Below are 12,184 nucleotides of genomic sequence, written 5' to 3'. Positions count from 1 at the left end.
CGGCAACGCGGCGGTTTGGAGGATGGGTTTCGCTGACGCTCTACCCATCCTACGTATTCATGACTTACAGCTCGCGCGTCGCAAGGAACCGCACGTCGGGCCAGCGCTCTTGGGCCAGATCCAGGTTGACTCGGGTCGGCGCCAGGTAGACCAGCTGGTCGTCGCCGTCCAGGGCAAGGTTCTCGTAGTTCTTCTCCTTGAACTGCTCGAGGCGTTTCGCGTCCTCGCAGACGACCCAGCGCGCGGTCTTCACGTTGGCGGGCTCGAACAGCGCCTCGACGCCGTACTCGTCCTTGAGACGATAAGCGGCGACATCGAACTGCAGAATGCCGACGGCGCCCAGGATCATGTCGTTGTTCTTGAGTGGCCTAAAGACCTGGGTCGCACCCTCCTCGGACAGCTGCACCACGCCCTTCTGCAATGCCTTCATGCGCAGCGGGTCCTTGAGGACGACGCGGCGGAACAGCTCGGGAGCGAAATAAGGGATACCTCCGTATTTCAGCTCCTCGCCCTCGCTGAAGGTATCGCCGATCTGGATGGTGCCGTGGTTGTGCAGCCCGATGATGTCGCCCGGCCAAGCCTCTTCCACGTGGCGACGCTCGTCGGCCTGGAAGGTAATGGCATTCGCGACTTGAATGGTCTTGCCGATGCGCACGTGCCGCATCTTCATGCCCTTCTTGTAGCTGCCCGAGCAGACGCGCAGAAAGGCCACCCGGTCACGATGTGCCGGGTCCATGTTTGCCTGGATCTTGAAGACGAACCCGGTAAAAGGCTCTTCGGCGGGATCCACCGGGCGTTGCAGTGTTGCGCGCGGACGCGGTGGCGGTGCGTACGCGACGAAGGCGTCGAGCAGCTCGCGCACGCCGAAGTTGTTGATCGCCGATCCGAAGAAGACCGGCGTCTGCCGACCGGCGATGTAGGCATCGAGGTCGAGTGGATGGCTCGCACCCTGGACCAGCTCCATCTCGATGCGCAGCTCGTCGGCCTGATCGCCGAGCACCTCGTCCATGCGCGGGTTGTCGATACCCTCGATGATCTCGCCTTCGGTGATACGCCCGCCGTGCTGGGCGCTGAAGAGATGGGTCCGATCGAAGCGCAGATCGTAGACGCCTTTGAAGCGTTTGCCCATCCCGATCGGCCAGGTGACCGGCGCACATTGGATCCTGAGGATGTCCTCGACCTCGTCGAGCACCTCGATGGCGTCGCGGCCCTCGCGGTCGAGCTTGTTGATGAAGGTCAGGATCGGCGTGTCGCGCAACCGGCAGACCTCCATCAGCTTGATGGTTCGCTCCTCGACGCCTTTGGCCACGTCGATCACCATCAGAGCCGAGTCGACCGCAGTCAGCGTCCGATAGGTATCCTCGGAGAAGTCCTGGTGGCCGGGGGTGTCGAGCAGGTTGACGATGCTGTCTCCGTAGGGAAACTGCATGACCGAAGAGGTGACCGAGATCCCTCGCTCCTTCTCCAGCTCCATCCAATCGGAGGTGGCATGCCGAGCCGCCTTGCGCCCCTTGACTGTTCCCGCGAGCTGGATGGCGCCCCCGAACAGCAGCAGCTTCTCGGTCAGCGTGGTCTTGCCGGCGTCCGGGTGGGAGATGATGGCGAAGGTGCGACGCCGATGAAGTTGTTCTTGGAGCTCGCTCATGGGGATCTTTGCAGTCTCGGCTGCGTGCGACTAAACCGCGGAATTATAGACTTGAAGCGCCCGCTATTCACCTAAAGCGCGCGGTCGCGATTCAGGCAAACGCTCCGGTCGGTATACTGTGGGGTCCGGGTGCATGCCACGGCGCCGCACCAACCACCCGAAACAGATGATTCGAGCTGATTAGACGATGCACGAAGCCCGTTCAACGATGCAAAGAGCCTGCTCCGAGCCCGCCCTCCCCCTCGCCCTGCGCCTCAGGGCCATGACCGAGCAGGATGTCGCGACCGTTTGCGCAGCGGATCGCGCCGCATACGAGCATCCCTGGACGGAAGGCATCTTTCGCGACTGTCTGCGGGTCGGCTACTCCTGCTGGGTGGGCGAGCTCGAAGGTGAGATCGTCGCCCATGCCGCGATGGCGGTCGCCGTCGGCGAATGTCACATTCTCAACCTCTGCATCCATCCCGACTGGCAAGGTCGAGGACTCGGCCGACGCCTGCTCCGCCATCTGATGACGTTCGCACGCACGCGCCGGGCCGACAGCGCCTTCCTCGAGGTGCGCGCGTCAAACAGCCGTGCCCGCGCGCTCTATGCCTCCGAGGGATTCTGTGAGATCGGCCAACGGCGAGGCTACTACCCTGCCGCCAAAGGGCGCGAGGATGCGGTGGTCCTGGCACGCGCGTTGTAGGTTGAGCCGACTCCAGGAGGCACGACTCGCGCCGACGTTTGGTTGTGCCTCGCACGGCTCGGCGTAACCTACGGACGATGCAATGCCGTGGCCGGGTTGATGAGCCAGCAAGGCCGTGTGACGAGATGATCGCCCACCCCGCCGGCGTTAATCGATCAACATCCCCTTGATCGTGAAAAACAGCATCGCCGCCATGAGCGCGGATGCGGGCACCGTGATCACCCAAGCGGCGACGATCTTGAGCAGCTGCGAGCGTTTCACCAGCTCATGGCGATAGACCTTGCGCAAGCTTTGGCGCTCGAGCTTGGAAAAATGGGCCGGGTCCATGCTGCGCTTGGCTTTGCGCTTGAGCTCGCGCAGCATGCGTCCCTTCTCGTCGATCGACGCCTTGGCAAACTTCGCAAGGAAGGCATCGATAGCGGCTTGATCGCCCTCGGGGTGATGCGCCTTGATGGTCTCGAGCATCCGGGCGTACTGGCTCTTCAGATACTCGCGCAGAAAGCCCACGCCGAAGACGGCACCGACCGCGACGTGCGTCGTGCTGACCGGAAGCCCAAGCTGGCTGGCGAGGATGACCGTTAAGGTCGCGGCCATCGCGATACAGTAGGCGCGCATCTGGTCGAGCTCGGTGATCTCGGAGCCGACCGTGCGGATCACCTTCGGCCCAAACAGGCCGAGTCCGATCGCGATCCCGAGCGCACCCACGATCATGACCCACAAGGGGACCGGTGCCGCAGCCGTAATCTCGCCGGTGCCCGATCCCACGACCTCGACGATCGCGGCCAACGGCCCGACGGCGTTCGCGACATCGTTCGAGCCGTGCGCAAAGCTCAGCAAGGCCGCGGCGAAGATCAGCGGCACGGTAAAGAGCTGATTGACCCCTTCCTTGGAGTTACCGATCCGTCGTGCCTGCCGCTCGATGATCGGCCGGGCGCCCCAGAAGACTAGAATTGCCAGCACGACGCCGACCCCCGACGCCTGCAGGATATTCACGTTCCAGATCCGATTCAGCCCCTTGAGCATGAGGTAGGTGCCGAAGGCGAACGCCATTGCGGCGACCAGATAGGGCACCGCTCGGCGCGAGGACGCGACCAAGTCGGTGCGGTAGGTGATGGTGCGTTTGATCAAATACAGAAAGCCGGCGCCGATCGCACCGCCCATGACGGGTGAGATGACCCAGCTCGCGACGATCTTCGCCACGGTGTCCCAATCAGCGATCCCGAGCCCGCTCGACGCGACCCCGGCTCCCAGCACGGCGCCGACGATCGAATGCGTGGTCGAGACCGGCGCCCCCATGACGGTGGCGATGTTCAGCCACACCGCCGCGGCCAAGAGTGCCGCCATCATGACCCAGACGAAGGTGTCGGCGCTCGCGATGAGGTTGGGGTCGATGATGCCGCTGCGGATGGTCCCGATCACCTCGCCGCCCGCGATGATCGCTCCGGCCGCCTCGAAGATAGCCGCGATGATCAGTGCGCCGCCCAACGTCAACGCCCTCGAGCCGACTGCCGGACCCACGTTGTTGGCGACATCGTTCGCGCCGATGTTCATCGCCATGTAGCCGCCGATCATCGCGGCGATGACGATGAAGAGACTGCCGCCGTGCGTGACGTCGACCCTGACGATAGCGTAGAGCATGACCCCGATGATGAAGAGCAAGCCGATGCCGAGGCGAAAGAGCTGTGTCCGACCCTTCTTGGTCGCCTTTTCAAGCTCGTTGAGGTGTGTCAGCTCCATATCCGATCCGCATGCCGATGAGTCGGGCTGCATTGTTCCAGAAATAGAACCGTAACCCAATCGTCATGAACGGGCCGCAGGCGCGCATGTTGAGCCCTGGGTCAGCACCACAAGGGTGCAAAAAGGACCGACCTGATCCGGATCATGCCGAGGTCGATTCGCTTGAAAGCACACGAAAACGACCGTCAATCCAACCGCGTTTCGGGCTATAGTTGAGGCCGTTACTCGGCTCCCGTCTCGCTTCGGGCTGCGCTTGCCGCCGAGTCGGAGTACAGCGCAGCCCCTCCGCGTTGCCGGTCTAACCTACCCTATTCATCCGGGGATCGCTCTGATGTCGCAAAAGCTCATGGTAACCGTCGACGGCAACGAGGCCGTGGCCTACGTCGCTCACTTGACCAACGAAGTCATCGCCATCTATCCCATCACGCCGTCCTCGAACATGGGCGAATGGGCGGACGAGTGGTCGTCGCTCGGGATTCCAAATCTTTGGGGCACGATCCCCGATGTGGTGGAGATGCAAAGCGAGGCCGGCGCGGCCGGCGCGATCCACGGGGCACTGCAGGGCGGCTCGCTGGCGACGACCTTTACGGCCTCGCAGGGTCTGCTGCTGATGATCCCGAACATGTACAAGATCGCCGGCGAGCTCAGCCCGACGGTCTTTCATGTCTCGGCGCGCTCGCTTGCAGCGCAGGGCCTGTCGATCTTCGGCGATCATTCGGACGTCATGGCGTGCCGCGCGACCGGCTATGCCATGTTCTGCTCGGCCTCGGTCCAGGAGGCCATGGATTTCGCGCTCATTGCGCAGGCCGCGACCTTGGAAAGCCGCGTCCCTTTCCTGCATTTCTTCGATGGGTTCAGAACCTCGCACGAGGTCACCAAGATCGAGCAGGTCTCCCACGAGACGATCCGCGCAATGATCGACGAGGATCTGGTGAGCGCCTGCCGCGCGCGCGCACTCAATCCCGATCACCCCGTGATCCGCGGCACCTCGCAGAACCCGGACGTCTATTTTCAAGGCCGCGAGACCGTCAACCCCTACTACGATGCGGTTTCCGGCATCGTGCAGCGCACGATGGACCGGTTTGCCGCGCTCACGGGCCGTCAATATGGGCTCTTCGAGTATGTCGGCGCGCCCGATGCGGAGCGTGTGATTCTGCTGATGGGCTCGGGGATCGGGGCGGCACAGGAGGCGGTCGAGCATCTCGTGGACGACGGCGAGAAGGTCGGCCTGATCAAGATCCGGCTCTACCGCCCCTTCGATGCAGGCACCCTCCTCTCTTCCATCCCGGTCACCGCGACCCGACTCGCCGTGCTGGATCGCTGCAAAGAGCCGGGCGCCGACGGCGAGCCGCTCTACAAAGACGTCGTGACCGCACTCGCCCAGGCGTTCGCCGACGGCCGTGTCGCCACCATGCCCCGCGTGGTCGGCGGGCGCTACGGGCTCTCGTCCAAAGAGTTCACCCCGGCGATGGTCAAGGGCGTCTTCGACGAGCTGGCGGCACCCAAGCCCAAAAACCCCTTCACGGTCGGCATTATCGACGATGTCGGACACACCAGCCTGGCCTGGGATCCGGACTTCAAGCCGGCGGCGATGGCGGGTGTCACCGCCTGCGTCTTCTTCGGCTTGGGCTCGGACGGCACCGTCTCGGCCAACAAGAACTCGATCAAGATCATCAGCGAAGAGACGCCCAACTTCGGCCAAGGCTACTTCGAGTACGACTCCAAGAAGGCCGGTGCCGTTACCATCAGTCATCTGCGCTTCGGCCCGAAGCCGATCAACAGCACCTATCTGATCGGCGAGAACGAAGCGAGCTTCGTTGCCTGCCATCAGCCGACCTTCCTCACCCGCTACGACATGCTCGACCATGCGCGTCCGGGTGCTGTATTCCTTCTGAACTCGCACACGCCATCGGATCAGATCTGGGACGAGCTGCCGCGCAAGATGCAGCAGACGATCATCGACAAAGGTCTCTCCTTCTACGTCATCGATGCCTACGGGATCGCAGGCGCCACCGGCATGGGCCGGCGCATCAACACCATCATGCAGACCTGCTTCTTCGCCATCTCCGGCATCCTGCCCAAGGACGAGGCGATCGAGCACATCAAGCACGCCGTCAAGAAGACCTACGGCAAAAAGGGTCAGAGTCTTTTGGACCGCAACTACAAGGCGATCGATGCCGCACTCGCCGGGCTTCATCAGGTCAGTGTCCCGACGCAGGTGACCAGTGTCTTCGAGCGCCCGCCCGTGGTGCCGATCTCGGCACCCGAGTTCGTGCGCAACGTGACCGCGACCCTGATCGCCGGCAAAGGCAACAGTCTGCCGGTCAGTCTGATGCCCGCCGACGGCACCTGGCCGACCGGCACGACGCGCTACGAGAAGCGCAACATCGCCCTCGAGCTGCCGAAATGGGAGGACGACCTCTGCACCCATTGCGGCAAGTGCCCGATGGTCTGCCCCCATGCCGCCATCCGCTCCAAGGTCTATCCGGTCGCACTCACGGACGCGGCACCGGCAAGCTTTCAGCACGTCCAGATCAAGGGCAAGGACTTCCCGGTCGGTCATCACATCACCTACCAGGTCGCTCCGGACGACTGCACCGGCTGCGGTCTCTGCGTGGATGTCTGCCCGATCCGCGATCGCAAGGACCCCAACCGCAAGGCGCTCAATATGGTCCCGGCCGAGCAGACCCACGCCGCCGAGCAAGCGAACTGGGATTTCTTCCTAACCCTACCGGAATACGATCGGACCAAGCTCGACGGCACCAAGATCAAGCATGCCATGATGCTTGAGCCGCTGTTCGAGTTCTCCGGCGCCTGCGTGGGCTGCGGCGAGACGCCCTATGTCAAGCTCGCGACCCAGTTGTTCGGCGACCGGATGTTGATCGGCAACGCGACCGGCTGTTCCTCGATCTACGGCGGCAACCTGCCGACGACGCCCTACACCACCAACCCCGAGGGCCGCGGGCCGGCGTGGAACAACTCGCTGTTCGAAGACAATGCCGAGTTCGGCCTGGGCTTGCGGCTCGCCGTCGACAAGCAGGCCGCGCATGCCCGCGAGATCATCAAGCGGCTCGCACCCAAGATTGGCGAGGATCTCGCCGAGGGCCTGCTCACGGCCGACCAGTCCGACGAGGCCGGGATCTTCGAGCAGCGCGAGCGCGTGCTTGCGTTGAAGGAGAAGATCAAAGGCATCCCGGACCTGGACGCCCGTACCCTCGAGGCCATCTGCGACCAGATCGTCAAACGCAGCGTCTGGATCATCGGCGGCGATGGCTGGGCCTACGACATCGGCTACGGCGGCGTGGACCATGTGCTCGCCAGCGGGCGCAATGTGAACCTGTTGATCCTGGATACCGAGGTCTATTCCAACACCGGCGGCCAGACCTCCAAGGCGACCCCGATGGGCGCGGTTGCGAAGTTCTCGGCGGCCGGCAAGCCGACCTTCAAGAAGGACCTCGCCATGATGGCGATGGCCTACGAGAACGTCTATGTCGCCCAAGTCGCCTTCGGCGCCAAGGACGTGCAGACGGTGCGCGCCTTCCTCGAGGCCGAGTCCTTCGACGGCCCCTCGGTCATCATCTGCTACTCGCCCTGCATCGCACACGGTGTGGACCTGTCGAAGAACCTGCGCCAGCAGGACCTGGCCGTGAACTCGGGACACTGGGGCCTGTTCAGGTTCGACCCGCGTCGGCTCGCCGCGGGCGAGAATCCGTTGCACATCGACAGCAAGCCGCCGAGCATTCCGTATCGCGACTTCGTCTCCTCGGAGACCCGTTTCAGCGTTCTCACCCGCACCCATCCGGAGGCCGCCGAGCGGTATCTGCAGCTCGCCCAAAAGCACGTCCAGACCCGCTTTGCGCTCTACGAGCAACTAGCGCATCTGGCCGTGCAGAATGCGCCCGCCCCGGCCGCAAAAGAGCCGACACCGAAAGCGTCTTAAACCGCGCCCGTTGCGATATGCGTCGTTTTTTGGATGGCCTTGGCCGCGCCAGCTCCGACAACTGCTGGAGTTGGCGCGGTTTAAGGTATTAAAAGATAATAATTTTAGACAATCGCCGGGAGCCGGGGATCGCGGAAGCAGGGGCATCGCGCCGCAGCGGGGGTCGGGTTAAGTCGCCCCGCCCCCCGACCACGACCACTCCAGCCGATCACCGACGGGCGACCCCTCATTCCTTGCCGGAGCAAACACTATGGATCTCACGACCAACTATCTCGGGCTGACGATCAAGAACCCCCTGGTTCCCTCCGCCTCGCCGCTGTCCAAGAGCGTCGCCATCGCGCGCGAGCTCGAAGACCATGGTGCGGCGGCCATCATCATGTGGTCGCTCTTCGAAGAGGCCGTGACCGCCGAATCCGAAACCATGGTGCGTTTTCTGCACCATCAGGACATCGGCTTCGGCGAGGCCGAGAGCGGCTTCCTGCCCGATCATCATGACTTCGAGGGCGCGCTCGAGCGCTATCTGGAGAACATCCGAAAGCTCAAGGACGCACTGGAGATCCCGGTCATCGCCAGCCTCAACGGCGTCACGCCCGGCGGATGGATCAAGCACGCGACCGAGCTGCAGCAAGCCGGCGCCGATGCCCTGGAGCTTAACGTCTACTATGTTGCGGGCGATGTCACCCAGACCGGGCTACAGGTCGAGGAGCGTTACCTCGACCTCCTGCGCGAGCTGCGCGGGCACATCCAGATCCCGATCAACATGAAGCTCTCCCCGAGCTTCAGCTCGATCGGCAACTTCGTTGGCCAGGTTGCGGCGGCAGGCGCCAACGGTGTGGCCCTTTTCAATCGCTTCTATCAACCCGACATCAACATCGACAGCCTGCGTCTGCAATCGAGCCTGCACCCCTCGACCTCCGCCGAGGCCCTGCTCGCCATGCGCTGGATCGCGATCCTCTACGGACGTTTCGAGGGACTCTCGCTCGGTGCGACAGGCGGCGTGCACAACTCCGCCGATGCCATCAAGCTCCTGCTCGCAGGCGCCGACGTGGTGCATCTGTGCAGCGTGCTCCTCGGCAAAGGACCGGCCTACACCGCGCAGATCCTCGCGGGCATCCAAGACTGGATGGAGGAGCAGGGATTCGAGTCCGTAGAAGACTTCCGCGGCCGCGTCAGCGCCATCTCGGTCCCCAACCCGGCGGAGCTCGAGCGTGCCAACTACGTCAACATCCTGGACAGCTACAGCTTCTCGCCGGGTGTGATGGTGTAGAACCTTAAGTCACATTTCGAAACAAGGTGAACGCCTTGATGAACCCGTAGGATGGGTAGAGCGTCAGCGAAACCCATCCTCCAAACCGCCGCGTTGCCGGTTTCGGCCCGATGCCATTGGCGCGGACTGTCAAGGGATCAGCAAAGGCATCGCGGAGTCGATCCTCGCCCTGCTCACCGAGTGCGGGCTTATCGTCGACCCATCCGCACGCGAACGCATCCTTGGCGAGCAGGATCCAGAGCAGTTATGACGTTGGCTTATCGCCGCGACGCAGGTCCAGGAGACAACGAGGCTATTCGATTAGCCCACGTTCGGGAGCCAGGGTGGACACTCCGGCTTCCCCCGGGATAGTCGACTTGCAGTCGACCCTCTTCTCGGCATCGGTATCGTCTACCGCCGGCCTGACGGGCAGCGGGGTCGACTGCAAGTCGACTATCCCGGGAAACCGCCTGAAGGCGCCGTCCTATCCGATTGGGATTTACAACCCAACCCCCGCACCCTGAACCCGAATCACCCACCCGCATCAATGAACCGCTCGACAGGCACGCACTTGGGCACCAGCCGACCGCTTGGGCCCGGCAGCATCAACACCACCTGACGGCTCTGCTCCGGTCCATAGCTCACATGGATCGGGTTGTCGTTACCGTAGAAATACACCCGATCGAACGGCGTTTCGGCGACAACCCAACGCGCGACCTCCAGCATATCCTCGTCCTCGACCAGAAAATCCACGGCGGCACCCAGACGCGGACAGATGGGATGACCCAGCCGATTGCGCTCGTGCGCCGCGTGCTGATCGCGCTTCGGATCGATCCGCCCCGGGATCGCCTTTGCCAGCGGCGCGGAGCAGAAGCCGTAGGTCAACCGGATCATCCCGAAATACTCGATCACCGGGTCCAGCACCCGGGTGGCCAGATCGCACAGCGCCGTGTAGGACTCGGGTTGCTCGGGACGGTTGGCCAGCCCAGTGGCGGCCTGCGTCTCGCCGCATTCGATCAAGTGACGATAGGTGAGAAAACGCCCGCACGGCGCATCCAGCTCGGGGATCGTCCGAGAGCGCACCAGGGCGCCGTCCTCGATCATCCAGCGCTGTCGCTCCAGCAGCGCATCGAAGGCCGCCGGCGCCGGCCCATAGCCCGAGGCCGGAAGCACGCCGAGCTCGCCGAGCGCCTCGTCGAACACGAGCTGATCCGGATACCCGTCGCACTCCTCGTTGATGTAGCGCGACTTGCGATAGAGATACGGCGGCTCGAAGTCCTCGCCATAGGCGAAATAATCGATGTCCTGCTCGCGCAGCTTGATCTTCACCCGCTCGACCATCCGCGGCAGCGCCCTGCTCTCGAAATCGTCGTACCGCATCAGGCTCAGCTTGCCCGAGCCGATGTGGATCTTCACCAGATCCGCCTCGCGAATATCGCCGTAGAGCATGGAAGCGGCGCCGACATACACCCGCAGGAGCGCCGGAAGCTGCTCGACCAGCCGGCTATGCAGTTGCAGCGAGGCGCCGGGATCGAGCCAGCCCAGCCCGTGCTCGGCGGCCGATCGGCAGGCGGCGGCGATCGCCTCGGTGTCGGCGATCCGAAAGAGCTGCGTGCGACCGGCCTCCAACGCGGCAGGATAGTCCCCGAAGAACGCCTTGATGTCGCGCTGCAATCCCGCGTCGAGATGCTTGTAGGGGCGCCGCCGACTGAACTGCTGAAGCGCGAAGTAGACCTCCAGGTCAGCGATGCGCGCCTGCTCGGCTTGCGCCAGCGCGGCCTCCCCGCCTTCCTGTCCCTTCTGATCGGCGAGAAAACGCAGCGCCTTACCGAGACTGCCGAAACCCTCGATCAAGGGCAGCAGATCATCGACCTCGCTCTTCTCCGGCGTTCGCCCCAGACGCAACCAGGTCTCCCAGAGGCGCTCCAACGGCTCGCGATAGGCATCGTAGCGTTCCGCCGCACGATCGCGCCGAGCCGGCCGCTCACGCGGGGGCGTCGCCGGGCGCGAGCTCGGCACCCGGAGCCGATTGCTTCTGCGGCTGTAGCGCTCCACCAGAAAGCGCTGCTCCGCGTCCTTGTCGCGGAACACATAGAGCACGCCCGGCGCAACCGGGATCGGCTCCTCGTCCAGCACCTGCTCCAGATACGCCTTGATCTCGGACTGGGTGTAATAGCGCTGGAAGGTGCCGCGCTGCGTCATGACGCCGTCGCGAAACCGCTCCCCGCGCGGGTCGTTCTGGTTGGCGAGCATCACCGACACGACCAACAGCCGCTCGGCGAGCGACCAGGCCCGCGTCAAGGCCACCAGCCGCTCGTCGAAATCCTCGATCACGTTGATCACGAAACCGAGATTGACGATGTCGGCCGCGGCGATCGGCTCGTCCGGCGCGAAATAGGGATCCCACCCGGAGGCGAGCAGCCCGTTCTCGCGCAAGCCGCGCACGTCGTCGCCGCGCCCGCAGCCGTAGTCGAACAGCCCATAGCGGCCATCCAGAAAGCCATGTCGGGCCAACGTCTGAACCGGCGCCGAGAAACCGTAGCGCACCATCGCCGTGCGGTGTCGCGCCGCCTCCCAATCGAGCGCGCCGCCGAGTCCGACGAGGGCGCGCGACACGACGCCGCCCTCCCCCGCTTCGGCCCCGGCCGAATTCTCGTCGACAGGCTCGCCTGCGACGTCGTCGAGATTGCCGATCGGAACCAGCGTATGCCCTTCGATCCGGTACCCGGCATCCGCGACCAGCGCCTCCCACTGACGCCGATAACCGATGCGCTTGGGGTCGTCGAACAGACCGATCGCCTCGGCCTGCTCGGTTAAGGCGACATAGTCGGCACGGCCTGGATGATCGCCCGGCAGCAATAACTCTTTGCGATGCAGGATGGGCGGGTTCAGCGAGTCTTCGTAGGTGCGATAGCCCGTCTCCCCTGTTGC

The 12,184-nt window shown here is 63.9% G+C and carries 6 protein-coding genes; 3 read left to right on the top strand and 3 right to left on the bottom strand.

Annotation, left to right across the window (positions count from 1 at the left end; all coding sequences use genetic code 11):
* Positions 1 to 64: 64 nt before the first annotated feature.
* On the bottom strand, positions 65 to 1,645 hold the full coding sequence (locus tag GPT33_RS13045; protein ID WP_296809616.1) for a peptide chain release factor 3: 1,581 nt from the start codon (positions 1,643 to 1,645) through the stop codon (positions 65 to 67).
* Positions 1,646 to 1,853: 208 nt separating this feature from the next.
* Between GPT33_RS13045 and rimI the strand changes: the two genes are divergently transcribed.
* Positions 1,854 to 2,330 carry a ribosomal protein S18-alanine N-acetyltransferase gene (gene rimI, locus GPT33_RS13040; RefSeq protein WP_296809613.1) on the top strand — a complete coding sequence of 159 codons (477 nt, stop codon included), beginning with the start codon at positions 1,854 to 1,856 and terminating at the stop codon, positions 2,328 to 2,330.
* A 147-nt stretch (positions 2,331 to 2,477) separates the two neighbouring features.
* Here rimI and GPT33_RS13035 read toward each other — a convergent pair whose 3' ends face one another.
* A complete protein-coding gene (locus tag GPT33_RS13035) occupies positions 2,478 to 4,067 on the bottom strand; it encodes an inorganic phosphate transporter (protein ID WP_296809612.1) in 1,590 nt (529 codons plus the stop codon).
* A 331-nt stretch (positions 4,068 to 4,398) separates the two neighbouring features.
* On the opposite strand from GPT33_RS13035, the gene nifJ reads away from it, so the two are divergent.
* Together nifJ and GPT33_RS13025 are read left to right on the top strand one after the other, a co-directional pair.
* Positions 4,399 to 8,007: a pyruvate:ferredoxin (flavodoxin) oxidoreductase gene (nifJ, locus tag GPT33_RS13030; protein WP_296809610.1), complete on the top strand. Its 3,609-nt coding sequence runs from the start codon at positions 4,399 to 4,401 to the stop codon at positions 8,005 to 8,007.
* A 250-nt stretch (positions 8,008 to 8,257) separates the two neighbouring features.
* Positions 8,258 to 9,274 carry a dihydroorotate dehydrogenase-like protein gene (locus tag GPT33_RS13025; protein WP_296809609.1) on the top strand — a complete coding sequence of 339 codons (1,017 nt, stop codon included), beginning with the start codon at positions 8,258 to 8,260 and terminating at the stop codon, positions 9,272 to 9,274.
* A 510-nt stretch (positions 9,275 to 9,784) separates the two neighbouring features.
* Here the strand turns inward: GPT33_RS13025 and GPT33_RS13020 are convergent.
* Positions 9,785 to 12,184, bottom strand: a 2,400-nt coding sequence (locus GPT33_RS13020) for a DNA phosphorothioation-associated putative methyltransferase (protein ID WP_296809607.1), incomplete at its 5' end; no start/stop codon positions are given.

Origin of the sequence: Thiocapsa sp. (genome assembly GCF_011390875.1) — a bacterium.
In the GTDB taxonomy this organism is placed as follows: domain Bacteria; phylum Pseudomonadota; class Gammaproteobacteria; order Chromatiales; family Chromatiaceae; genus Thiocapsa.
Note: the sequence above shows the minus strand (reverse complement) of the source record. Positions and strands in the feature narration are given on the sequence as shown.

Coding starts and splice junctions, on each gene's coding strand:
- rimI (WP_296809613.1), top strand. CDS start 1,854: ATGCAAAGAGCCTGCTCCGAGCCCGCCCTCCCCCTCGCCCTGCGCCTC.
- nifJ (WP_296809610.1), top strand. CDS start 4,399: ATGTCGCAAAAGCTCATGGTAACCGTCGACGGCAACGAGGCCGTGGCC.
- GPT33_RS13025 (WP_296809609.1), top strand. CDS start 8,258: ATGGATCTCACGACCAACTATCTCGGGCTGACGATCAAGAACCCCCTG.
- GPT33_RS13045 (WP_296809616.1), bottom strand. CDS start 1,645: ATGAGCGAGCTCCAAGAACAACTTCATCGGCGTCGCACCTTCGCCATC.
- GPT33_RS13035 (WP_296809612.1), bottom strand. CDS start 4,067: ATGGAGCTGACACACCTCAACGAGCTTGAAAAGGCGACCAAGAAGGGT.